Source organism: Mesorhizobium sp. USDA 3734, assembly GCF_056279665.1.
The window spans coordinates 5,593,357-5,617,566 of the sequence record NZ_JBWCCW010000001.1 but is presented as its reverse complement, the minus strand read 5'-3'; the positions used below and the strand labels follow the sequence as shown (position 1 = coordinate 5,617,566).

General features: G+C 60.1%; 21 protein-coding genes and 1 pseudogene. 16 read left to right on the top strand and 6 right to left on the bottom strand.

Going from position 1 to position 24,210, the window contains the following annotated elements; all coding sequences use genetic code 11:
- Positions 1-392: 392 nt before the first annotated feature.
- Positions 393-1,250, bottom strand: a complete 858-nt coding sequence (locus ACZ89F_RS26925; RefSeq protein ID WP_476095054.1) for an ABC transporter permease subunit — start codon at positions 1,248-1,250, stop codon at positions 393-395.
- Between the two features lie 439 nt (positions 1,251-1,689).
- Here ACZ89F_RS26925 and ACZ89F_RS26920 point away from each other — a divergent pair, with 439 nt between their 5' ends.
- From ACZ89F_RS26920 to ACZ89F_RS26880, 9 genes and pseudogenes are all read left to right on the top strand, one after another.
- Positions 1,690-2,712, top strand: coding sequence for a LacI family DNA-binding transcriptional regulator (locus ACZ89F_RS26920; RefSeq protein WP_476095053.1), 1,023 nt, complete (start codon positions 1,690-1,692; stop codon positions 2,710-2,712).
- Positions 2,713-2,905: 193 nt separating this feature from the next.
- A complete protein-coding gene (locus ACZ89F_RS26915; RefSeq protein WP_476095052.1) occupies positions 2,906-3,919 on the top strand; it encodes an SIS domain-containing protein in 1,014 nt (337 codons plus the stop codon).
- A gap of 28 nt (positions 3,920-3,947) precedes the next feature.
- Positions 3,948-5,270 (top strand): ABC transporter substrate-binding protein, encoded by a 1,323-nt coding sequence (locus ACZ89F_RS26910; protein ID WP_476095051.1) that lies wholly within the window; start codon positions 3,948-3,950, stop codon positions 5,268-5,270.
- Between the two features lie 128 nt (positions 5,271-5,398).
- The gene (locus tag ACZ89F_RS26905) at positions 5,399-6,241 is read left to right on the top strand and encodes a carbohydrate ABC transporter permease (protein WP_476095050.1); all 843 of its coding nucleotides are present in this window, start codon (positions 5,399-5,401) and stop codon (positions 6,239-6,241) included.
- The gene (locus ACZ89F_RS26900) at positions 6,238-7,098 is read left to right on the top strand and encodes a carbohydrate ABC transporter permease (RefSeq protein WP_476095049.1); all 861 of its coding nucleotides are present in this window, start codon (positions 6,238-6,240) and stop codon (positions 7,096-7,098) included. The genes ACZ89F_RS26905 and ACZ89F_RS26900 overlap by 4 nt, the downstream gene beginning before the upstream one ends.
- Positions 7,099-7,120: 22 nt before the next feature.
- The gene (locus ACZ89F_RS26895; protein ID WP_476095048.1) at positions 7,121-7,975 is read left to right on the top strand and encodes a sugar phosphate isomerase/epimerase family protein; all 855 of its coding nucleotides are present in this window, start codon (positions 7,121-7,123) and stop codon (positions 7,973-7,975) included.
- Positions 7,972-8,838: a PfkB family carbohydrate kinase gene (locus ACZ89F_RS26890; RefSeq protein ID WP_476095047.1), complete on the top strand. Its 867-nt coding sequence runs from the start codon at positions 7,972-7,974 to the stop codon at positions 8,836-8,838. The genes ACZ89F_RS26895 and ACZ89F_RS26890 overlap by 4 nt, the downstream gene beginning before the upstream one ends.
- Positions 8,835-10,253, top strand: coding sequence for an NAD(P)/FAD-dependent oxidoreductase (locus tag ACZ89F_RS26885; protein WP_476095046.1), 1,419 nt, complete (start codon positions 8,835-8,837; stop codon positions 10,251-10,253). The genes ACZ89F_RS26890 and ACZ89F_RS26885 overlap by 4 nt, the downstream gene beginning before the upstream one ends.
- Before the next feature lie 37 nt (positions 10,254-10,290).
- Positions 10,291-10,413, top strand: a pseudogene (locus tag ACZ89F_RS26880) (ABC transporter ATP-binding protein); the annotation flags it as partial.
- Positions 10,414-10,962: 549 nt separating this feature from the next.
- On the opposite strand, the gene ACZ89F_RS26875 reads toward ACZ89F_RS26880, so the two are convergent.
- Genes ACZ89F_RS26875 through ACZ89F_RS26860 form a run of 4 tightly spaced genes read right to left on the bottom strand, consistent with a single transcriptional unit; the run spans position 10,963 to position 14,956 of the window.
- Positions 10,963-11,787 carry a sugar phosphate isomerase/epimerase family protein gene (locus tag ACZ89F_RS26875; protein WP_476097404.1) on the bottom strand — a complete coding sequence of 275 codons (825 nt, stop codon included), beginning with the start codon at positions 11,785-11,787 and terminating at the stop codon, positions 10,963-10,965.
- A 58-nt stretch (positions 11,788-11,845) separates the two neighbouring features.
- Entirely contained in the window at positions 11,846-12,643 is a 798-nt protein-coding gene (locus ACZ89F_RS26870) for a carbohydrate ABC transporter permease (RefSeq protein ID WP_476095045.1), read from the bottom strand.
- Positions 12,644-12,682: 39 nt separating this feature from the next.
- Positions 12,683-13,603: a carbohydrate ABC transporter permease gene (locus ACZ89F_RS26865; RefSeq protein WP_476095044.1), complete on the bottom strand. Its 921-nt coding sequence runs from the start codon at positions 13,601-13,603 to the stop codon at positions 12,683-12,685.
- 57 nt (positions 13,604-13,660) lie between these two features.
- Positions 13,661-14,956: an ABC transporter substrate-binding protein gene (locus tag ACZ89F_RS26860; protein WP_476095043.1), complete on the bottom strand. Its 1,296-nt coding sequence runs from the start codon at positions 14,954-14,956 to the stop codon at positions 13,661-13,663.
- Between the two features lie 163 nt (positions 14,957-15,119).
- Between ACZ89F_RS26860 and ACZ89F_RS26855 the strand changes: the two genes are divergently transcribed.
- From ACZ89F_RS26855 to ACZ89F_RS26835, 5 genes are all read left to right on the top strand, one after another.
- Complete coding sequence (locus ACZ89F_RS26855) at positions 15,120-16,187, top strand: ABC transporter ATP-binding protein (protein ID WP_476095042.1); 1,068 nt, start codon at positions 15,120-15,122, stop codon at positions 16,185-16,187.
- 120 nt (positions 16,188-16,307) lie between these two features.
- Positions 16,308-17,453, top strand: coding sequence for a Gfo/Idh/MocA family protein (locus ACZ89F_RS26850; RefSeq protein WP_476095041.1), 1,146 nt, complete (start codon positions 16,308-16,310; stop codon positions 17,451-17,453).
- A complete protein-coding gene (locus ACZ89F_RS26845) occupies positions 17,450-18,295 on the top strand; it encodes a sugar phosphate isomerase/epimerase family protein (RefSeq protein ID WP_476095040.1) in 846 nt (281 codons plus the stop codon). The genes ACZ89F_RS26850 and ACZ89F_RS26845 overlap by 4 nt, the downstream gene beginning before the upstream one ends.
- A 14-nt stretch (positions 18,296-18,309) precedes the next feature.
- A complete protein-coding gene (locus tag ACZ89F_RS26840) occupies positions 18,310-18,882 on the top strand; it encodes a DJ-1/PfpI family protein (RefSeq protein WP_476095039.1) in 573 nt (190 codons plus the stop codon).
- Positions 18,883-18,897: 15 nt separating this feature from the next.
- The gene (locus ACZ89F_RS26835; protein ID WP_476095038.1) at positions 18,898-19,701 is read left to right on the top strand and encodes an SDR family NAD(P)-dependent oxidoreductase; all 804 of its coding nucleotides are present in this window, start codon (positions 18,898-18,900) and stop codon (positions 19,699-19,701) included.
- 57 nt (positions 19,702-19,758) lie between these two features.
- On the opposite strand, the gene ACZ89F_RS26830 is transcribed toward ACZ89F_RS26835, so the two are convergent.
- The gene (locus tag ACZ89F_RS26830; protein WP_476095037.1) at positions 19,759-20,820 is read right to left on the bottom strand and encodes a Gfo/Idh/MocA family protein; all 1,062 of its coding nucleotides are present in this window, start codon (positions 20,818-20,820) and stop codon (positions 19,759-19,761) included.
- 324 nt (positions 20,821-21,144) lie between these two features.
- Here ACZ89F_RS26830 and ACZ89F_RS26825 point away from each other — a divergent pair, with 324 nt between their 5' ends.
- Both ACZ89F_RS26825 and ACZ89F_RS26820 read left to right on the top strand, forming a co-directional pair.
- Positions 21,145-22,212, top strand: a complete 1,068-nt coding sequence (locus tag ACZ89F_RS26825) for a LacI family DNA-binding transcriptional regulator (protein WP_476095036.1) — start codon at positions 21,145-21,147, stop codon at positions 22,210-22,212.
- A gap of 687 nt (positions 22,213-22,899) precedes the next feature.
- Positions 22,900-24,150, top strand: a complete 1,251-nt coding sequence (locus tag ACZ89F_RS26820) for an ABC transporter substrate-binding protein (RefSeq protein ID WP_476095035.1) — start codon at positions 22,900-22,902, stop codon at positions 24,148-24,150.
- Positions 24,151-24,210: the final 60 nt, after the last annotated feature.

Here is a 24,210-nt window from a genome sequence, read left to right as displayed (position 1 = left end):
GGCTCTAGTTGGCGCGTTCATTCTAGCATTTTGGCCGCAGGTTCTTCTTTTGTTTTTGAAGGAAGGAAGGGAGAGGGAAATTGCTATTTCAGAGCAGGCGTCTGCGTTTTCCCGACTTTTGGGCCAAGAGCCATGAAATTTAGAATTTCTCAGACGGCCCTTCTCACCACGCGTCGATGATTCCGGAAACCCTTCCACGGATCCTCATGCGGTCTTGGTGAGTGGAGCGCTCAACACCTTCTGTGCCGCCGCAAACGAGGCCTTCAGACCATCTCCTGATGAAGGAGGTTTAGCGTTTAGCAAGCCGTGCGCTGGTTCGTGCGTTCAGTTCTTGATCCCATGACGGATCAGCAATCAAGTAGTCGGAATAGCGCATCTGCCACGGAAGCCGGCTAGACCGATCCTTGGCGTACAGCGCGGCCTCCGGCAAGGCTGGTACCGCCGAGCACGACCGCTGCGATCGCGTCGAGTTCATAGCCGGTCCCGGCGGTGGGCTGGGCCGAGATGACGCGAGCGGAGAAGATGACGCCTGCCAGACCAGCACAAGCGCCGGCCAGGACATAGACGGATGTGATGACCCGCTTGACGCGCACGCCGGCGAGCTTGGCTGCCTCGGCATTGCCGCCCACGGCATAGACATGGCGGCCATAGCGCGTCCGCTCCAGGATGAACCAGATGATCAGGTAGACGATTGCCATCACAATGACCGGCACAGGGATGCCCCACAGGTATCCATTGCCGATGTCTTTGAAATTCAGGGAACTCGAAACGATCGGCTGGCCTTTGGTGATGGTATAGGCAAGGCCGCGCAGGAAGGTCATCGTCCCCAGGGTGACGATGAATGGCGCGAGCGAGAGGTAGGCGGTCAGCGCTCCGTTGACCAGGCCACAGGCTGCGCCGACGGCAATGCCGACAAGGATGGCGGCGGGGGCGGGCACACCCGCTATGGCGGCGATGACAGAGACCACGCCAGAAACGGCAATGATCGATCCGACGGAAAGGTCGATGCCGCCGGTCAGGATGACGAGTGTCATGCCTGCCGCCAGGATAGCGTTCACCGAGATGGCGCGCGCAATGTTGAGCAGGTTGTCGATACGGTTGAAGTTCGGCGCGATGGCCGACATCAGGATCACCAGCGCGACCAGCACCATGAGAATGCCCACGCGGTCCCACCATTTGGCGAAATCGAAGGGGGCGCGATCCCGCGTGGTCGGTGTTGGCTGAGTGGTCTCGTCTCGAGCAGTATTCACGATTGCACTCCTGTGGTTCCGCCACGGGTCGCGGTACCCGTCGCATGAAGCATCACCTCCTCTTCCGAGGTTTTCTCCGAAACCAGTTCGGACACGATCCTGCCCTCGCGCATGACCAGTTTTTCCCCGTGATTTGGGTCACCTCGGGATACGCCCGGTTGACAGCAAGGCCCGGCACCTGGGACCAGCGCGAAGCCCTCCTCGGCCAGCATCGCTTCGGTCGTTAAGACCAGGTCCCATGGAATTAGACCAGCAGGAAGGACGGACTACGCAAATCCGGCGCTTCGTCCAAATCGGTGGTAAGACGCTTAAGGAAAGAACGTGCACAAGCAGCGTTGGCAGTTTGAGAATTCGTCGATATGCCGCACAACGGTAAATGCAACGCCGAGCCGAAAGGACGATCTGACGCGATGTCTAGGTCGCAGGAGGAAAGTGAACCGTGACGCAGAAGGGAATCACACTGAAAGACGTTGCTGCTGCGGCTAACGTGTCCCGCGCCACGGCCGCGCGGGCGCTCAACAGTTACGGTTACGTCGGCGATGAGACGGCGCTCCGCGTAATGGAAGCCGCCGAGCGGCTGGGCTATCGGGGAAATCTTGTTGCGCAAGCGCTTCGCAGCGGACAATTGCCGATCGTTGGTTTCGTTCCTGGCGATATCCAGAATCCTTTCTTCGCGCGCATCGCGCACGACATCGAGGCGGAGCTGCGCAAGCACCGCCACAATCTTCTGATTGCCAGCAGCGAGGAGGACGTCGAGCAGGAAAAGGAATTGCTGGAGAGTCTTCGCTCGCTCAGCATTCGCGGCTTCATCCTGGCGCCCACTTCGGCAACCGACAGCCAGCACATCGTGCAACTCGTCAGCGAGGGCACCCCGGTCGTGCTGATCGACCGCGTCGCCAGGGAGGTGCACTGCGACAGTGTCATCGTCGACAATGAAGGCGGCGCGCGCGAAGCGGTCGACTACCTCGTCGCCAACGGTCACGAACGGATCGGACTGTTGCGCGACGAGTCGCGTATCTTCACAGCGCAGGAACGCCTCGCGGGATATCAGAACTCACTGCAATCGCATGGTATCGCGCTGGATGAATCGCTTGTCAGCGTGTCGCGTTCGACTGTCGAACATGCGATCGAAGCCACCATCCGCTTGTTCAGCCGACGCAATCGTCCGACAGCCTTGTTCACCGTCGACAGTCTGATGACCCAGGGCGCATTGCTCGGCCTGCGCTCGATGGGACTGTCGATCCCGCATGATGTGTCGCTGGTCGGCTTCGACGACTTCAATCTCGCCACCTTCACCGACCCGCAGATCACCGTCGTTGCCCAGCCAATCTCCGATATCGGACCGCTCGCTGCAGAGCTTCTGCTCGAACGGCTCGCCGGTAAAAAGGTCGCGCCGCGCCATATCCGCTTCCCGACGCGCCTCATTGTCCGCGGCTCGGTATCACAACTGCACAGGCGCTGACCGGCGTCACAATTTACCTGTTTCGACAAATTTCATCGCGAAGGGGACTTGCCAATCGCGGGAATGCGTGCCCATTATCACCATGTGAGATCGATCTCACATTGGTCAGGATTGATTAAAGGCTGATTAGCCGGCGCATCGACGCTCGCGCCAAGGCGGACGCTCCGCCGCATTGAGTACAAGGAAGAACTACATGCTGAACTTTGACAAAGACCGCTTCATAAGGATTCAAAGCGGTGCGGTTTCCATCGCCGGCGAGGCGCGCTCGCTCATGCGCACGCTGCTTTCGGAAGGCGTAGAGCGGCTGTTTTTCATGGGTACCGGCGGCGTTCAGCTTCTCACGCTTCCCGCCATCGAGCTGGCACAGCGTTACTCCACCTTCCCGGTGAGTGCCGCATATCCGGCACAGGTCGTTCTCGATCCGCCGGCCGGTCTCGACGACAAGGCCGTGGTCGTCATTCCCTCGCTGTCGGGCACGACGAAGGAAGGCGTCGAGCTCATGGCTTTCCTCAAGAAGCGCGGCGTGCGCACGATCTCGCTGACCGGCCATTCGGACACGCCGATCGCGCAGGAAGCAGACCACAACTTCACCAATTTCGCTGAGGACGACACCTCGTCGGAATCGTTCTATCTGCAAACGCTGTTGATCGTTCTGGCACTGCTGGCCGAGCGCGGCGAGTATGACGGCTTCGACGCGGCTGTCGCGGAACTCCAGCGCCTTCCCGGCTTGCTCGCCGATGCCAAGGCATCCTTCGAGGACAAGGCCGCCGAGTTGGCGAGGACAATCAAGGACGACACCTATCACATCTTCACCGGCGCCGGATCGGTATGGCCCGAGGCCAACTACTACGGCATGTGCATCCTCGAAGAGATGCAGTGGATCCGCACCCGGCCGGTCCATGCCGCGGACTTCTTCCACGGCACGCTTGAACTGGTCGAGCCGGGCGTCAGCGTCTTCGTGTTCAAGGGCGAGGATGCCCTTCGCCCACTGGCTGAGCGGGTCGAGAACTTCGCCAGGCGCTACACGGACCGCGTGCGAACACTGGACGCCGCTTCGGTCAAGTTACCAGGCATCTCGGCTCAGGTTCGCAGCATGATCTCACCGGTCCTGCTCGCCACCTTGCTTGAGCGGCTGAGCGCACATCTGGAGGTGCTGCGCAACCATCCGCTGACGACACGTCGCTACTACAAACGCGTTGAATACTGATCCACTCTCACCTCTGAAGGAGCTGCTTATGAAACGTTCACTGCAAGTCGTGGCGGTCACAGTGGCCGCGGTATCATCATTGGGGCTGTCCATCGGCGGCAGTTCCGCTGCCTCGCCGGCCGTTGCCGCGGACCCCAGCGCCACGGTCGACTACAGCGGCACGCTGTCGATCCTGACCAAGTTCGGGCTGCAGCAGCTGTCGCCCTATTTTGTCAATCTGGCGCAGGAATATGAGAAGCTCCATCCGGGCGTGAAGGTCGAACTCATCCAGGAGAGCGACGACAGCGTGAAGGGCAAGACGAAGACGCTGGTCGCTTCGAATTCGCTTCCCGACGTCTACTTCTCCTGGACGGGCAGCTGGGGCGCGAACTTCGTGCGCGGAAATCGTGCCGTCGACCTGAGCGCGGTCATCGGTCCCGATACCGACTGGGGCAAGACGCTCTCTCCGGCGGCCGTCAAGGCGTTCGAGTACAACGGCAAGCTCTACGGCATACCACTCTATCAGGATGCCAAGTTCATGGGCTACAACAAGCAGGTCTTCGCCAAGCTCGGCCTAAAGACGCCGGCCAATTTCGAGGAGCTGCTGACGAGCTGCGATGCCATTCGCAAATCCGGCGCGACGCCGATCTCGCTGGGCAACAAGGAAGCCTGGCCGGCTATCCACTATGCGGGCCAGTTGCTCGCCTACAATGTCCCGCAAGCCACGCTCGAACGCGACTTCGATCCCGCCACGGCTGAATACACCGATCCGGGCTATGTCGCGGCGCTCAAGCAGTTCAGCCAGCTTGTCGGGCGCTGCACCGATGGCGCCGGCGTCAACGGCACCTCCTATGCCTCGGCTCTCCAGGCCTTCACTAACGCGCAGTCGGCCATGTACTATCAGGAGATCATCGAGTTCGATCAGGCCGCCACGCCGGACTCGGCGCTGAAGCCTGCCGATTTCGGCTTTTTCAAACTGCCCGTGCCTGATGGCGCCAAGGGTGACCTCAAGTCGATCGAGGGCGCCCCCGAGGGCTACATGATCAGCGCGGCGTCGAAAAATATCCCGCTGGCGATCGACTTCATGAAGTTCGTGACCTCGAAGCAAAACGCGCAGATCTTGTCCGCGCCGCCTTATGGCCAGCCGAGCGCCACCATCGGCGGCGCCTCGGAATCGAACATGAGCGTGGCTGTGGTCGACGGCCTCAAGGAGATCAACGCGGCCTCGTTCCTCATGCCCTGGCTCGACACGGCCAATCCGCCGCGCGTCGCCGCCGTCTGGTTGTCCAGCCTGCAGGCGCTGGCGGGTGGCTCGATGACACCTGAGCAAGTGATGGACGAGGTGCGCAAGGCCGCCTCTGCAGCCAAGTAAAGCGGACAATGGCAAGGGCATTGGACACAATCAGAAGCGGTGCCGTGGTTCATGGCGCCGCCAAGCCGCAAAGGCCAAAAAGCTTGCGGGCCCGCTTCGGAAATCTGTTGTCGTTCCGATGGGCTGCGATGGCGCTGATCCTCATCGGCTGGTTCGTCTACTATCCGATCGTTGACAACTTCATCGTCAGCACCACCGACCAGGACATCTATACCGGCGAGGTTACCAATATCGGCCTTGCCAATTACGATCGGCTTCTGCACGACCCGATCGTGCTGGTCGCGCTCCTGAACAATTGCCTCTACGCCGTGATTTCCGTCATTTTCCAGGTCTTTGGCGCCTTTGTGCTGGCGGCAATCATCGAGGACCTGAAGAGCGAACGCTGGCGCCGCATGTGGCGAGCCATATACTTCGTGCCCTCGGCCATCTCGATCACCGTGACCGGCCTGCTATTCTACTTCATCTACCAGCCGCAGATCGGCTTGCTGGACGCCGTGCTGACCCGCCTTGGTCTCGGCCAGCTCGTGCAGCCCTGGCTTGGCAACGAACACACGGCGATCTACGCGATCATTGCCATGAGCCAATGGCAGGGCTTCGGCTACTCGACCCTGCTGTTCGCGATCGCCATCCAGAAAATACCGCGCGACCTCTACGACGCCGCCACCATCGACGGCGCCGGCGCCCTACGCCGCCTCTGGAGCATCACCTTTCCGCTGACCCGGGAAATGACCGGGCTGATGATCATCGTCACCATCACCGGCGCGTTCCAGGTGTTCAACGAAGTCATGGTCATGACCGCCGGCGGGCCTAACAACAGCAGCCAGGTTCTGGGCACATGGCTCTACCAGAAGGCCTTCATCGAGGACAATTTCGGCTATGGCGCCGCGATTGCCGCCGTCATCTTTGTCGTGACCATGCTCACCGGCGCGGCTCAGCTCTGGTACACGAAGCGTCGCCGGGTGCGGCTATGAGTGCGACAGTTGCAGCCGGGCGGAGCCGGCACGTCAATATGTGGTCCGTCATCGCCAGGACGCTCCTCTATTCGTTCCTTGTCTGCCTCGGCGTCGTGGTCATCTACCCGCTGATCTGGATGGCGCTCAGCGGCTTCAAGGACAATGCGCAGATCTTCGGCGATCCCTTCGCCCTGCCTGTCCATTGGTCGTGGAACAATTATGTGCAGGCCTGGAACCAGGGCGTGCGTGGCTATGTCACCATCTCCGTCCTGGTGACCGTCGCTTCCGCCATATGCACGGTGCTGATCAGCGCCTGGACGGCCTTTGGCCTGACACGGACCAAGATGCCGGCAAAGCCATTGGTCGTCGCCATCGTGCTGGGCGGATTGATGCTGAGCCCGACCGTCGCGATCATCCCGCTGGTGAAGATGCTGCAGGCGCTCGGCCTCTACAACACCTACTGGGCGCTGATCATTCTCTACACGGCGTTCCGGGTGCCGTTCACCACCTTTCTCATTCGCGCCTACATGCTCGATTTGCCGAGCGACCTTGACGAGGCGGCCACCATGGACGGCGCCAGCGAAGGCCAGATCTTCTGGCGCATCACGCTGCCGCTATGCCGGCCGATCATCATCTCGTGCGTCATCCTGCACGTTCTGTTCGCTTGGAACGAATATCTGTTCGCCATGATCTTCACGAGCGGCAGCGATATGCAGACGCTCCCGGTCGGCCTGACGTCAATCATGGCGACGCACGGAACCAACTATGCCGTGGTGTTCGCCGCGATGACGATCTCGGCCCTGCCGATCGTGATCGTGTTCTTTGCCGCGCAGCGCTACTTCATTCGTGGCCTGTCCGAAGGCATTGGCAAGTAGCAATTCCCTGAAAGGACCCTTCATGCCGCAGCTCGCTTTCCATCAGCTGATCGGAGCCAACTTCAGCTTTCAGCACTTTCCGCTGGAACGGGTCGCCAAGGCGATCCGCGACTTCGGAATGAAAGAGGTCGAATTGTGGGGGATAGCCCAGCACCTCGACCTCTTCCATGCCACTGACGCGCGTGTCGATTCCGTTCGCCGGATGCTTGCCGACAACGGCCTGTCCACCTGGTGCTTCACGCCCGAGCAGGTGCTCTATCCGATCAATATCGCCTCCGGCGATGCGGATCTGCGCCGCGCCAGCATCGAGCGGTTCTGCCGTGCCTCCGACATCTCCGCGGCGCTGGGCGCGCGCTACCTGTTCCTGACGCCGGGACGAGGCTACGAGAGCGAAGCGCCGCAAGCGGCCTGGGATCGCTCGGTCGAGGCGCTGGGCAAGATCGCCGAACATGCCGGCCACAACGGTGTCCGGTGCCTGCTCGAGCCGCTGCAACGTTTCGAGACCAATATTGTCAACGATGCGGCCGGCCTGCGCCGGATGCTCGACCAGTTGGATGCGGAGAACATGGACGTCGTCCTGGACTCGGTCGCCATGGCCACGGCAGGCGACACGGTGGCCGGCTATATCGACCTGTTCGGCTCCCGGCTGGCGCATGTTCAGCTCGTTGACGGCACGCCGGGCGGACATCTGGTATGGGGAGACGGGACGCTGCCTCTTGGTCGCTATGTCAGCGAACTGGCAAGCGCCGGATATGCCGGCAAGATCACGTTCGAGCCGTTCGGCAACGGGTCCTATGCATTGGATCCGGTAAAGGCCTGGACGCGCTGCCTCAACGCGATCGAGCCCTATCTAAACCGCGCCGCGGTGCCGGCATGACCCGGGCGCCGAACCTGGTAGCCGTCGGTGACAATTGCCTCGACGCCTATCTCACCAGCGGCCTGCTTACCGTGGGTGGCAACGCCTTGAACGTAGCGGCGCAGTGGCGACGCAACGGCTGGCCAGCAAGGTATTTCGGCGCCGTTGGCGAGGACCCCGAGGGCGATGTGGTGCTTGCCGAACTGGCCGGCGTCGGCCTGTCGCCCGAAGATGTCGAACATCGCCCGGGCGACACCGCCGTCACCTTGCTTCGCGATGAGGCCGGGGACCGGAAATTCCTGCATGAATCTTTCGGAGTCGGCGAGAACTACATGCCGGCGCCGGAGCACTACGCGGTCATCGCCGCGGCCGACTGGGTGCATCTCGGCACCAACGCCAACAAGGACCTCGTCCGCCGCCTGGTGGCCGACCGCGTGCCATTCAGCATCGACGTTTCGACGGCGCATCTGGTCCTGCCGCTGGACGGCGTGCCCCTGCTGTTCGCCTCCGGGCCCGACGCTGTCGATGTGCCGGTCGAGCCGCCGTTGGCAGCGCTCAGGGTAGCCGGCGCGCGGCACGTGGTCCTGACCTGCGGCCGACGCGGCTCCTACTTCGATGACGGCAAGGGCGTTGTACATGTGCCAGCCACGATGGTCGACGTGGTCGACACATGCGGTGCCGGCGACAGTTTTATCGCGACGTTCCTGACCGCGTTCCGCTTCGAAGGCCTTCTCGCTGGAGAAGCACTGCACAGGGCTTCAGTGGCGGCGGCGCAGACCTGTACCCATCTCGGCGGGTTTCCCCAGAAGCCGCGTCCCATCCCGGACTGGCTGCCGGCCAAATACGCCAGCTTCATCACCGACGTCCAGGAAGCCCGACCGTGACAACACTTCATCTACGACAGCCGGCAGTGGCCATACCGTCCGACCGGTCGTTCTGGCTGCAGGACATCGGCGCCGATATCGCAACGGAGCCGCTGCGGGGCACTGAGCGCGCCGACGTCGTGATCGTTGGCGGCGGCTACACAGGCTTATGGACGGCGCTGCGCATCCGCGAGCTCGCACAGGAGACGCGTGTGATGGTGCTCGAAGCCGATCTCTGCGGCTCGGGAGCCTCTGGGCGCAATGGAGGTCAGGTCCACTCGTGGTTCGCCGAACTCGACCAGATCAGCGCTGTCGTCGGCGTTGAAGAGGCACGGCAGCTATGCGCCGACACGGTGACGTCGATCGCCGAACTGAAGGCGCTGCAGCAGGACGGCGCGATCGACATGGACCTGCGGCTGGACGGATGGCTGTGGACGGCGAGCTCGATTGCCCAGGAAGGCGCCTGGGAACGCGCGGTCGCCATGACGGCGGCAGTGGGCGAGGACCGTTTCAAGCCGCTCACGGCCGAGGACATCGAACGCCGCACAGGTTCATCTGCCTCCTATGCCGGCGTCGTCGAGGCCAACGCCGGCACGGTTCACCCAGCCAAACTGGCCGTTGGACTGCGCAACTTGGCAATGGCGCGAGGCGTAATCATCCATGAGCGCAGCCCCGTCCTCGACATCGACCCCGGCAGGACATGCACTGTGCGCACGGCGCAAGGTGCGGTGCAGGCCGAGAAGGTCGTGCTCGCGGCAAATGCCTGGCTTTCTGCCCTGCCGGAATTGCGCCGTCATCTTTACGTCGTTGGCAGCCAGATCATCGCCACCGCGACCGTGCCCGAACTGCTTGACAGCATCGGCTGGCGCGACGGGGCATCGATCTGCGACTCGCAGAGCCAGGTTCTGTACTACCAGCGCACCACGAAGGGACGCGTCGTCTTCGGGCGGGGAAGTGGCAACGTGGCTTTCAACGGCAACTTCGGTGCCAGCTTCAACCGCAGCCCGGAGCATGGCCGCGACAATCTGCGCGAGCTGCACCGGGTTTATCCGGCGTTGCGCGGCGTGCCGGTCGAGTATGACTGGGCCGGCCCCATCGATTGCGTTCCCGAACACGTTCCCGTCTTCGATCACCTGCGCGGCAATCCCAACATCTTCTACGGCATGGGCTTCAACGGAACCGGCATCGCGCAGACGCCGATTGGCGGGCGGATACTGGCCAGCCTGGTGCTGGAGCGCAAGGATCGCTGGAGCGCCAGCGGCCTGGTCGGTATCGAGCGTCGGATGTCGCTACCACCCGAGCCGTTCCGTTACCTCGGCGCCAAGCTCGTCCGCAGCGCGGTGCGCCGCAAGAACGAGGCCGAGATCCGTAACCGGAAGGCGGACATGATAACCAATCTGCTGGCTGGGCTGAAGCCAGGCCATCGCAAGAAATAGCAATGTGCCGAGCACCTCACTTTACGCAATCGAGGAGATCACAACGGCCGATCTGGCCCTGAGGCGGGTCAGGAAGTCCTGCGGCAGTGTCGACATTCTCGACGGCATCGATTTCGACATTAAGTCGCGCGGGTTCATCGTCTTCGTTGGCCCTTCGGGCGTCGCTGCAGCCGACGATTGTCGGCGGATGGTGCAGATAAATTAAGAGCGGCCAGTTTTCTTTCCGGGCTATGAAAAAGGGCTTGATCCTCTTGCCGATATGTGCGCCTAATTCGATATGAGATCGATCTCATGTTGCGTTCTCAAAATTATCCTCTCTCTACGGGAAGGGCGCTGTTGCGGAGCCGGTTGATGGAAGACAAATTGGGCGTGTCGCAGTCGAGCGTCGTGGACGAGAAGATCCAGGCGCTTCTGCCGGAAGCGGTTACGCTCCTGCGCAGGCTTGTTGGTACGAACAGCATCAACCCGGCGTTTCCCGGTATTCGACGCGCAGACCTACTCGGCGGGGAGAGCGCTTGTGGCGCGATGATCGCCGAGTCTCTTTCGAATCACGGCTTCGTATCGGAGACCGTTGCTCCGGATGCCGGGCGTCACAACACAATCATTCGAAAGGATGGCGCCGGTGGCGGCCGTTCGATATTCATCAACGGTCACGTCGACACGGTCGCTCCGTTTCAACGCCGAGCGGACTTAAACTCATCGATTGCTTTCAGCAGCACAACCGAAAGCGCTCAATGCAAATCCTCAACACATCATCGGCTGGCCTTGTCCACCAATTCGAAGCCGAGAAAATCTCGACCTCTGCATACCCCGTATATCCGGCAGCGGAGATCATTGCCCCAAATGCCTCGAGGTCGATCACACCATCCCCCATCATGCCTCTATCGAGAAGCATGTCGCGGGTCGGCACCAGCCAGTCAGCGATGTGGTACCCCAAGATCCGGCCATCAGATCCAGCTCTTGAAATCTGAGCGCTGAGCTTGGGATCCCACCATGTGTGGTAGGCATCGATGACGACTCCGACACCCGTTCCAAGCTCATCGCAAATGTCCAGCGTCTGCTCGATCGTGTTTACGCATGCACGATCGGCGGCGAACATAGGATGCAGAGGTTCGATTGCCAGTGGGATACCCGAAGCACGGGCGTCAGGTAGGATCGCCGCTATAGCTTCAAGAACCGTGTCTCGCGCCTTCGAAATGTCCTTGGTTCGAGAAGGCAAGCCACCGGCCAAGACGACGAGGCATGCCGCACCGAGTTCGGCGGCTTCGGCAATTGCGCGCTTGGCGTCGTCAATGGACGCCTGTCTGGCGACCGGGTCGGTCGTGGTGAGCGGACCCGTGCGAACGAGACTGGTCACCTTGATCCCACGGTCTCTAAGCATTGCCGCGGCCTGGGTAAGGCCGACGCTAGCGATTTGGTGCCGCAAAGCGCCGACTGCCTGGATTCCACAGCGCGAGCAGGCTTCGATCGCTTCCCGAAACGGGACGCTTGGGTTCAACGTCGCCAGATTTATGGAAAGAGGCTGGAGCGGCAACGCACGTTCCTTCTTGGGCAAGCAATCTACCTCCCACGGCGCCTTCTCACCGGGCACGTTAGCCCTTGACGGTGCCCGCAGTTAGCCCCGCTACAAACCAACGCTGCGCCAGCATGAAGATGAGAATGACCGGCATCGAGGCGACAATGGCGAAAGCCATGAAGTAGGACCAGGATATACCGATGGAGTCGAAGACCTGGTTGACCAGTGCGACCTGGAGTGTCCGAGCCGCCACGTCTGGGGCGAAAACCGCCACGGTCACGTAGTCATTCCAGGTGGTGATGATGCCCATCACGGCGACGGCGGCGATTCCGGGCTTGATCAATGGCAAGACAAGGCGGCGGACCACTTGCCATCGCGTGGCGCCGTCGATGAAGCCGGCCTCCTCGATCTCCAAGGGCAGGGCGGTGACAAAGTTCTGGATGAACCAGACCGTCTGCGGGACCAGGCGAGCTGACAAGATGAAGATCAGGGCCGCATGATTGTTCAGCAGCCCCATGCGGTCCAGCAGGATATAGGTTGGCACCAGGAGGGCCACGCCCGGGATCATCGACGTGGCGAGGATCGTCAGCATCAGGGCCTGTTTGCCGCGAAAGTGAAGACGGGCCGCCGCATAGCCGGCCGGAACGCCTACAGCGAGCGAAACAACGACCGCTCCCACCGAATAGATGATGGAGTTCATCAGGTCGTTCAGAAACGTCTCCGTGGTGAAGACACCCCGGTATGCCTCGAGGGTAACCGAAGCGGGCCAGAAAACAGGCGGGTAGGAGACCGCAAGGGCTTCAGGCTTCAATGACGTAATCAAGGCCCAAAGAAATGGCGCGGAGATGATCAGGAGAAGGATGATGGCGCTCATCCATGACAGCGCCTTCTGAGTTCTACTGGTTTGCATGGCTCAGCCTGTCGTCCGTCCGGTCGATCGCACGTAAATGAAGCCGAGGAGCAGATTGGCGGCCAGAACGATGATCGAATAGACCGCGGCCGGAGCGATATTGACGTTTTGGACGGTGCCCCTGAAAACCTGATAGCTCCAGGTCGTCGTGAAGCCGAGCGGGCCGCCGCCGGTGAGCACCAGGATCAGCGTCACGACCGTGAGGTACAGGATCGCCAGGTTGAGCGCGGTGCTGCCGAGTGTCGGGAGGAGATGCGGAAACGTGACATATCGAAACTTGGCCAAGCTTCCGCCACCGTCCATGTCGACGGCCTCATAAAGTTCTCTCGGAACCGATTGCAAAGCGGCGGTTGCCATCACCATGACGTACGGGAACGACCACCACGCCGTGACGATGACCAAGATCCATATGGCCAGGTCCGGATCGCCGAGCAGGAGGCCAGGCGTGAAACCGAGGCGCGCGACCGCGTAGTTGATCGGCCCGTAGGAGGGGTTGAGCATCCAGAGCCAAAGGCTGGCGACGACGCCCATCGACAAGGTCCATGGGAGCAGCGTGACTACGCGGAATAGTGACGCATAGGCGCCAAGCGCGTTGAAAGTCACCGCTGCATACATGCCAAAGGGGACGGCCAGCGCCAGCGAACCAAACACATAGATCAGTGACGCAACCAAGCTGTCGACGAATTCCCGCGAGGTGAACACGTCGATGTAGTTTTGGAAACCAACGAAACCCACGAGCTCATAATAGTGGGTTTCCTGGAAGCTCATCCAGATGACGTAGACGAGCGGATAGAGCGTCACCACGAGCAGCACGATCAGCGCCGGCAGGAACCAGGTCAAGGGATGGTCCTGGAACGGGCGAGGCCCGCCGGCGCCGACCGTTGGATCTTCGAAGGCCAATTGCGTCTTTTGGGCTACGTCCACGCAAGCAAATCCTTTGAACGTCATGATGCTGATCGTCTAGACGCCCGTGAGCATTCTTCAACGCGCTTGAGTCATAGCCTTCTCGTAGCGGGACTTCACCTCTTCGTAGGCATCCTTCGGGCTCGTGTCCCTGAGCACCATGCGCTGCAGGGCCTCGCCGAGGGCTTGGTTATAGGCCGTGAGGCTGAGGGGGTATGAGGGCAGGAAACCGCGCTCGGAAACCAGCTTTGCCCATTCGGATTGACGCTGGCCGGCAGGGGTATCGATGTAGCCGCCGGCCTTGTAGGCCGAAGCCCGGGCGACGACTTCGCCACCTTCAAGAGCGATTTTCTGGGCGTCCGGGCTGCCGAAGAACTTCAGCAACTTCCAGGCCGCCTCCTTGTTGGCTGAGTTTTCATTCAGCGAAACATAGTAGCCATAGACCACCTGCTTCCCATTCGGCTCGTAAGCAGGCGGCGGTGCCCAGGCCAAGTCATCGCCCGCACCGCCATTGGCGATCGCGGCGAAGCGGTAGAGGCCGAACGTTGCGGAGTCGATTGTCCCTGCACGAAGTCCGTCATGGACTTCGCTGTAGCCGAACTGCAGGGCCAGGGTCGGCACCTGGCATTTGGCGTACATGTCCTTGATGGTTTGGGCCGCGCGTACGAAGCTGTCTTCGGACACCAGATACTTGTCGCCCGTCTCGTTGAAGTAGGTGCCGCTGCCCTCGGTGGACATCGAGCTGAACATTGTCTCGCTGAACGCCTGGGCTCCACCGAGACCGCCGCTCGCGCCGATTCCGACGGCGTACCCGATCTTGCCTTGCGCGGCGAGCTTCTTGCTCAACGCGCACACCTCGTCCCAGGTCTTTGGCGGCTGCACCCCGGCGGCGGCCAGGGCGCTTTTCCGGTACAGGAAAAGGGGGATGCGGTAGTCCAGGGGCAGACCGTAGAGATGACCGTTGAACTTCGTATCCTGGAGCGGCAGCAGCCAGTCCGATTGGTCGATCTTGTCTTGCTTCACCATGTCATCGAGCGACTGCAACGAGCCGGTTGCCGCATATTCGGGCATCCCAAAGCCGATCACTTTGATGACGTCTGGCGAGGCCGATTTGCTTTTCAGGGCCCGCAAATAGGTCGCCTGTGTCGGATCCACGAGCACTTTGACCTTGATGTCGGGATTGGCGGCCTCGAATGCCGATATGATCTTGGTCTGGGCGGCGGCGCGGGGATCTTTCGTGTTCGCCGGATCCAGGTTGCTTGCGTAAACGACTTCCGTTTGCGCCTGAGTAAATGCAGCGGGGGCGTATCCCGCGACGGACCCCACGCATATCGCTGCCAAAAGCAGCCGACGATGGAATTGGAACGGCTTCATGCTTTCCTCCCTGGTTGGCTATGGAATGGCTCGGCTCCAAGAGAACCGGCTTGCCTTAAAATGAAAGCGCTTTAATAAATCACTTGCATGCGACCCGGCACTTGTCAATAAGAGCTGCCAACGAGCACAAAATCAGTGTCTCGGGCGCTGGAGGAGGTGCGAGATGGCTACGGTTCAAATCCGCAATGTCAGGAAATCATTCGGGGCCTTGCCCATTATCAAGGGCGTATCAATCGATATCGAGGATGGCGAATTCGTAGTCCTGGTCGGGCCATCCGGATGCGGGAAGTCAACCTTGCTCCGCATGGTTGCGGGCCTGGAAAGCATCAGTTCCGGCGCGATCGCGATCTCCAACAAGGTCGTCAACAACCTGCCGCCCAAGGAGCGGGATATCGCTATGGTGTTCCAGAACTATGCGCTCTATCCCCACCTGACCGTCGCCGAAAATATGGGCTTTTCGCTTAAACTCAAGGGATCCAGGCGCTCGGAGATCGACGAGAAGGTCGAAAAAGCCTCCGAGATCCTTGGTTTGGGGCAATTGCTGCAGCGGTATCCGCGGCAACTCTCCGGAGGTCAGCGTCAACGCGTCGCCATGGGAAGGGCAATCGTGCGGGACCCTCAGGTCTTTCTCTTTGACGAACCCCTGTCGAATCTCGACGCCAAGTTGCGCGTTCAGATGCGTACAGAAATCAAGAGCTTGCATCAGCGTCTGAAGGTGACCACGATCTACGTTACCCATGATCAAGTCGAGGCGATGACGATGGCCGACAAAATTGTGGTCATGCGCGACGGAATCGTCGAGCAGATTGGGCGTCCACTTGAGCTTTACACGAAGCCCGTAAACCAATTTGTGGCGGGTTTCATCGGCTCGCCCGCGATGAACTTCATAGAGGGGACAATAACCACCGACGGGTTTCGCACGAGTGATGCGATTGTTCTCCCCTTGAAAAGCGTTGACGACGCTAAACTCAGGGATTGGTCCGGGAGACGTGTGATTTACGGGATTCGTCCAGAGCATCTTCTGCAGGAAAGCGGTGGAGCGCCGGTCGTTGTGGAAGTCGTCGAGCCAACCGGTTCCCAGACGGAGATCTTTGCCCGGCTTGGGAACGATCGGATCGTCGCGTCAGTCCCCGACATCGTCGACGTCAAATCCGGTGACCAGATGCGCCTTCGTCCCGTCGAGGGGCGGGAGCATCTCTTCGATTCCGAGACCCTTCAACGCCTGGCTTGATGTCACCAGGCGAGCACCCGTTCCTAAAAATGGCGGAAGACCTTGACAATGCCCGTTCATTCGATGACTGCTATTAAAGCGCTTTCATTGGCGACCTCTAGCTAAACGTGGATCACTCAAATGTCTGACAAACTGTGGGACCTGAAGGTTCCCTACGGGTTTCAGCCCACCTGGGCCGAGCGGGATAAATATGATGTCAAACGGCCGATAGAGGAGGGACGTGAAGTTCGCCTCGCACTAGCCGGATTGGGCGGCATCGCCGTCGCGAAACACCTCCCCGCGATACGTCGCCTCCGCGACACCGGGGTCAACGTCAAGGTGGTCGCCGGCGCCGATCCAGATGAAAACGTCCGGGCGAAGGTTGAGCACGTTCATGGCTTTCGTTGCTTCAGCAGCGCGAAGGAGATGTTTGCATCGACCGAGATCGACGGCGTACTGGCTTTGACCGATCCCGGCGAGAGCCGCTACTCGGTCATGCAGGAGACAATCGAGAGGGGTATCAACCTGTTTGCGGAAAAGCCGCTGCTTTGGTTCGGCACCAACGACATGGACCGGAGCATTCGGCTTGCGCGTGAACTGATTGGCCGGGCCCAGCAGAAAAAACTCGTGATGATGACGGGGCTGGTGAAGCAATTCTCGCCTCCCTACCAAGTGGCACAACAACTGATCGACCAGGGCGCCATTGGCCAGATTTCAATGTTGGCCGTGAAAATGTGTCAGGGCTGGTCGCGCCACATCCTGCTGGAAGGCCAGGCCTGTCATGTGCTGCACGTCGTTCGCCGGTTTGGCGGCGATCTGAAGGGCCTGAATGCTTTCGGGTCCAACCGGTACGGTGAGCCGAACTACCCATACGACAACATCACCGTCAACGCCGAGTTCGAATCGGGTGCCATTGGCGCCTTCTGCTTCAACTCGTCGTCGCCGTCGCTCAAGCCGTGGGAGCGGGTCGAGGTGTTCGGAGAGCGGCGTTGGCTTGGCATCGAAGACGCGATGGCAACAACTCTCCATGGCAGCGAGGAAGGCCCTTCGCAGGTCTGGTCCCCGGTGTTTCCACACACGCTGATGTTTGACGAGGAGTTTGGCGGTTTCGTCGGCGAGCTTCGAAACTTCGTCCGCGCCATCCGTGGTGAGGAAGCGCTGGCGGTTACCGGTGATGACGGCCTGGCGGTGCTCATCATCGCCGACATGATCCATCGGTCGATTCGAGAGCGGCGCTACGTATCACGTGAGGAGTGGATCCAGACCGAAGCGAGGCTCGCATCATGAGCAAATTCAAGATCAGCGCCTGCAGCGCCAATTACGGACATGCCGACCTGTTCGGTGTGATCGATCGTCTTGCGGAGCTTCAGTATGATGGTGTCGAAATCACCGTCATGTACCACGCTCCCCCGGCTGAGACGTCTCAGGAACGCCGGAAGGCAATCCTGAAGCGTGCAAGCGACGCGGGCATGTCCGTGAGCGGCCTGCACTTCATCTTCCCGTCGGGCTTGAAGATGGCCTCCAGCGATCGCTCCGAGCGTCAGAAGGTGGTTGACTATGTGGGTTCGGTGATCGACCTGGCACACGATCTGGAAGCGCCTATCGTCATGATTGGCGGTGGCGGCATGCGCGCTGCTTCGAACGGTGTGGAGAAGGAGGCCGCCATCGAGAACATATGCGACTCGTTCCGCGGCATCGGCCAGCGGGCGGAGAAGCAGGGCGTTGTCGCATGCTTTGAGGCGCTCAACCGGTTTGAGACCCAGATCGGTCGCAGCTTCAGCGAGACCTGTGGTTATCTCGACCGCATCGGATCGCCTGCCGTGAAGCTGGGCGGCGACACGTTCCATATGAATATCGAGGAACCCTCGATGCCCGCCTCTATCAAAGCCGTCGGCGACCGGCTTGCCCACCTGCATCTTCCGGACAGCCATCGCTTGGCGCCGGGCGACGGGCATATCGACTTCCCGCCGATCCTGCGCGCGCTGAAGAAGATCGGCTACTCAGGGTTCATCTCCTTTGAGATGTTCTGGATCGCGCCGGATATCGCCTACCTGCCGACCTACGAGCTTTGCGATGCGGAGAACGTCAAGGCGATTTCCTACATCCGCAAATTGGAGGACACGTTGTGACCAGGCCTGGCAAGATGAACAAGGTTCTCGTGATCATCGGCGACGCGACCGAAACCGTGGATACCCTCTATCCCATTCTCCGCCTCAAGGAGGAAGGAATGGTCCCGGTGGTGGCCGGTCCTGAGAAGCGCCGTTACAACATGGTTCTCCACGAGATTCCCGAACGCGGTTGGGATATCACGCGGGAGTTCGAGGGGTATACCATACAGGCCGATATCGCGTTTCGTGACGTCAAGCCTGAAGAATATCTGGGCATTTTCTTCAGCGGCGGCCGCGCTCCCGAGTACATTCGGGAAGACAAGGATCTCATCGACATGACCCAGTACTTTTTCGATATCGACAAACCGATCGCGAGCGTTTGCCACGGTGTGGAAATCCCCGCCCGTGCCGATCGCGTGCGCGGTCGTCGTATGGCCTGCGTCCCGAAATGCCGGTTCGACCTGGAAGTGTGCGGTGGCATCTACTCTGAAGAGAGCTTTGCCATCGACGGTAACCTCTTCAGTGGCCGTACGTGGCACGATCATGGCTCCTACATTGGTCAATGGATACGTGCGCTCGATGCCCAACGCATGAAGGCGGCCGCTTAGGTCCGGAGAACAGTCGTGGCTGCCGCGAACGATGCAGGCCCAGTCCTGCAGGGACAAACGGTACTGGTGGTTGGCGCAGGCTCCCGCGGAGGAATCGGCTTTGCCTGCGCCAAGGCCGCGGCCGCGGCTGGTGCCAATATTGCTCTGGCCGATCTGGAAAGCTCGGCCGTTGCAAGCCTGTCCGACGCACTCACGGGAGGCCCGCACTCCCATCATATGCTGGATGCGACCGACCCAGATGCCGTTCTGGCCATGGTCGCGGACGTACAGAAGCGCCATGGCCATATAGACGCAGCCATTTTGGCGCAGGGGATCCTTCGCAATCAGCCGTTTCTGGATATCAGCCTCGACGCGTGGGACGCGACCTTTGCCGTCAACACGCGGAGCGTTTTCCTCGTAGGCCAGGCGGTTGCACGCCTCATGGCCAAGCGGGGTCACGGTAGGATCGTCCTGGTTGCCTCCAATTCGGGCCGCATTCCTCGGCTCGAAACCGCAAGTTACGGTGCCTCGAAGGCGGCTGTGATCCATCTGGCTCGCTGCATGGCCCTTGAACTCGCCCGCTTTGGCATCACAGTCAATTCGCTGTGCCCAGGTTCAACGGCGACGTCCATGATGGTCGACAACCAGGCACAAGGCGATCGAACGAGGTTGGAAGGCATCGTAAAGGGCAGCCTTGAGCAATGGCGCACAGGCATACCTCTCGGCCGACTGGCCGACCCGGAGGATCAGGCGCGTGCGGCGGTCTTCCTCCTCAGTGACGCCGCCCGCCATATCACCGGGCAATCACTGTGCGTCGACGGTGGCCAAACTTTCTATTGACGAAGGTCGTGGGCCCGCCTGCGGGAGCGGGCGGATCAGGGTTCACGAGCAACTAGCTCACAGGAAGACGGGCTTGCCTGTAGAGGCCGATTCTTTGACCGCAAGGGTCGCACGCAAGGTTTCGGCAGCGTCTCTTCCGGACGAAATCGGCGCTTCCTGTCGCAAGGCGACCTTGGCGAAATGGATCATCTGCGCCAGGTAGGTGTCGATGCGTTCGGCGCCCAAGGACTGCTCGGTGAGATCGGTGCGCCATCCCGGCTCGCCAGCGCCCCGATAATTGTAAAATTGGACCGATGGCAAGGTAACTGCGCCATGCGTGCCTCCGAATATGTGGCTCGGGACATCCTGCCGGCTCATCCTTCCCGTCATACCGGTAATGAGGTCGAATTCTCCTGATGCCAGGTCCCAGCTGAAGGGAGTTGCAGCGGTGTCTGAAACGAGCATTGTCCCCAAGGCGCCGTTTTTGAAGCGCAGCATGACCGCGGCCGTATCTTCGACTTCGAGCCCTCGCGCCTTTGCGGAACTGAAGGCCTGCAGCGAGGCGATCTCTCCAAAAACGTAGCGCAAGATATCGATCTCGTGGATCATGTTGAGGAGTATCGGCCCGCCGGCCGGCGGCTCCGTGCGCCATCCGATGCTGAAATAGCTGTCGGGCTTCAGCTTTACGTCGAGAATGTTGGCAATTGTTGGCGTGCCGATCAGGCCGTCCTCGACAGCTTTGCGGACCAACTGCACCGCTGGATTGTGACGCCTGTGATGGCCGACCAGAATTGGCAGGTTGCGACGCGCAGCTGCATCACACAGCATCCGGGCCGCTTCGTTGGATTCGGCGATCGGCTTCTCGATGAGGACCGCGATATCCCGCTCTATGCAGGCCAGACCGACGATGTGGTGTTTCGCGTTGGGTACCGCGATGAGTACGCCATCGAGAGGCTCTTTTTCGAGCATTTCGGCGTAGTGATTGTAGTGTCGGACGCCCAGGCCTTTGGCGTGATCCCGCGCCTCATTGACTGGATCAGATACGGCTGCGGCAACGGCGTTCGGGGTTCTTAGCAATGCGCCAAGATGAGCGCGTCCCATCGTTCCCAAGCCGATAATTCCGATGCGTGCCAGCGCCATTTACTCGTCTCTAATGAAAGCGCTTTCATGTATCAACTTCATCGGTTTGAGTCGATGGGAACTTGCAATGTCGAGGTGGATCAGTCAGTTGCACACCATTCTCCTTGGCCAGGCGTTGAATCCAGAACAATGCCCGCTCGACAGTTGGCCGCTTTGCCGCTTGGCTATTCCAGTTCGACGACCGGGACCCGGACCCTGCTAATCATTTGAAATAGGCCTTCGTTTGCTGTTACCAGAGACACGGGACGTGGTGGTTTTTATGTGAAAGCGCTTTAATAGGTCGTGAATTGGCAGACTCATCGGTTGGGTCGTTCAGGAGATGTCATGAAGTCGAATGACGGCGTGAAGAGAAGGCGTTCCCGTTCGCCAAGCAAAGCTCCGGTGCGAATGAGTGACGTGGCGGCCTTGGCAGGCGTTTCAGCAGGAACCGTTTCCCGAGTCTTCAGTGCTCCGCACCTGGTGGCGCCAGAGACCGCGCGAGCTGTACGGGCCGCTGTCGAAAAGCTTGGTTGGATTTCGAACGCAGGCGCCCGCGCACTGGCAAGCCACAAATCAGGGACGATCGGCGCCGTTATTCCAAATCTATCAAATCCAGTATTCGCCCAGATGATGCATGCATTGCAGGACCGGCTGCTCAGCGAACGTTACACTCTGGTGCTAAACTGTTCGGACTATGACCCTGAAAAGGCGCTTATCGGCATACGCTCAATGCTTGAGCGTGGGGTCGACGGTCTTATCCTCCTTGGCGAGAATTTTCCGGACGCGCTTTGGCATTTGCTTGACGTCCAAAAGGTACCCTATCTGATCATCTATTCTTATCGACAGGGCACCGGTCGTTCCTATGTCGGAGTCGATAACATGCGAGCTGCGCGAAAAGCAGCGGATTACATTCTCGACTTGGGACATCGCGATATTCTCATCCTCTCGCAGGAAGCTTCCGCCAACGACCGTGTTGCCGCACGCTTTTACGGCTTCACGGAGGCTTTGAGGGATCGGGGCATTGTCCTTCCCGAAAACCGGATCGTTTATCGACCCTGGAGCATCCAGGCCGGCTTCGACTTCGTCTCCGGAATGGTCCAATCCGGCAACATGCCGACTGCGGTGCTCTGCACGAATGACTACCATGCCATCGGTGTCCTGAGTGCATGTCGGGAACATGGCGTCGAGGTCCCGTCCGATCTCTCGGTAGTCGGCTTCGACGACCTGGAGATAGCTGCATTCGCGACGCCGCCGCTGACAACCGTGCGCGTCCCAGCGCGCGAGATGGGTGATCGCGCCGGCCAGGTGATTGCCGACTTTCTTGAGCGGGGAGCGGCCCTTCGCTCCTTTGAGTTTGAAGCCACGCTCGTTACGCGGCGCTCGACCGCCCGACTTGGGTGGGAACAGCAATAGGACATGGGGGCAGCACGAGCGGCGCGGCGGTCGCGAGGTTCCAATCGCAGCCCGCTAAGTTAGGATTCGCGTAGGAACCACCTTCTTCATCTTCTGCCTATGTCGGAATTTCTGATCCGTTGCCATTCCGCTGAAATCGACGATACCCATCGCACCATTCTCGAAGCCGCAAAGCAAAGGGCTCACATCCGGGTTCGTCGTTGTCATCCTTGAATACGTGTCCTCCTGATTCGGATGTTTCGCTGGCCGTTCAGCGATTCATCACCCGAGACGCGGCTTGCACCAGATCAACGGGTCGCTATCAGTCATGTCGCTTATTATGCAAAGATTTATACATAACAGTTGACACTTTGCGAAAAAATAGCTCTTATGCAGGAATGATTGTCATGGAGGAGAGTGGCTTGGGAGGAGTCGACGCTCAGGGCAGCCAGGGGCCAAAGGGCATGCGCAGAAGCTGTTCATAAAACGGCATCGCGCCGAGCAACCAAAAAAGCCAAGCACGATGCTCTGTAGCCTTCGCTAACCAAATCGGTTCCGCGCCAATCAGCACCTCGGGCCAAGGCCTTCGGGTTCGCCGAGTTGCCTGCACAGTCGTACGTCAACCAGGGAGAGAGAAACGTGCGTAATTTCAAAACGAACACTGCCGTGTCAGTAGCGCTTGCACTGCCTCTAATGTTCGGGTCGCAAATGGCGCTTTGCCAGGAGCAGATCGAACTCACGTTCATGAGCTGGGAGGCGAGTCCGCTCGAATCTGCCAGCATTCAGGCCGGGCTCGACGGCTTCAGGAAAACCCATCCCAATGTCACCGTGAAGTACGTTACCGCACCGTTCGCGCAGCACCATGCGAAGCTCAGGACGATGATGGCCGCCGGCACGGCGCCCGACGTATTTTATCTCAATCCTGACTACCAGCGCGACTTCATCGACAACAAACAGATTCTGGACCTGACGGAGATGTTCCCGAAATACTGGGACATCAATGACTTCATCCCAAGCTCCCGCGACAAGATCCAGGTCGAGATCGACGGCAAGAAACACATCTTTGGCGTCGATGTCTGCACGGTTGGCCCGGTCCTGTATTACAACAAGGATCTGTTCGATGACGCGAAGGTACCCTATCCGCCGACCAAAATGGAGGATCAGTGGAGCTGGGACGAGTTCGTCGGCTACATGCAGAAGCTTACCAAGGTCACGGACGGGAAGACCACGCAATACGGCACCGCGAATTTCGAGGAAGGCATGAACCTGTATACGACACAGGAAATGCTGGCTTCGAATGGCGCGACCTGGTTCAACGACGACTTCAGCAAAGCCGTCGGCATGGATTCCGATGCCACCAAGGATGCCCTGCAGAAGATCAAGGCCCTGCGCACGTCCGGCATCGCGCCCGATCCGGCAACGATCGGCCTGGAGACTACCAATTCCCCCACCCAGTTGCTCTTGACCGGTCGGGTCGCCACCCTGTTCATGGGTTCGTGGGGACTTCAGGAATTGGCGGCCTCGAAGATCCACCTGGGCGCCGGCCTGCCGCCGAAAATGGCCAAGGGTTTCGTCCCGATGGAATCGTGCAATATCGATGCGGTCTGGTCGGGCACGAAGCACCCCGAGGAGGCCGTGGAACTCGTGACCTATCTGACCTCGATGGACTTCGCCACGCCGATCTACAAGAGCGGATTGTGGATGCCGAACCGGCTCTCCATGTACACGCCGGAGAAACTTCCAACCTGGTATGACAAGTCGGTCTATCCCGAAGGCTGGATCGACATGAAGTCATTATGGACCGAGGGCCAACTGCGTTGGTTCGACCGGATCAAGCATACCGACGAAGTCTACAGCATCACGTCGGATGCGCTGCAATCCTACTTCTACTCAGGCCGACCGCTCGACGAAGTGCTGCCGGAGATGCAGCAGCGCGTGAACGACGCGATGCAACAATAACCTCCCGACGACCCAGGCCCCGGGTGCCGCATATCCGGCATCCGGGGCAGCACGAGCAGA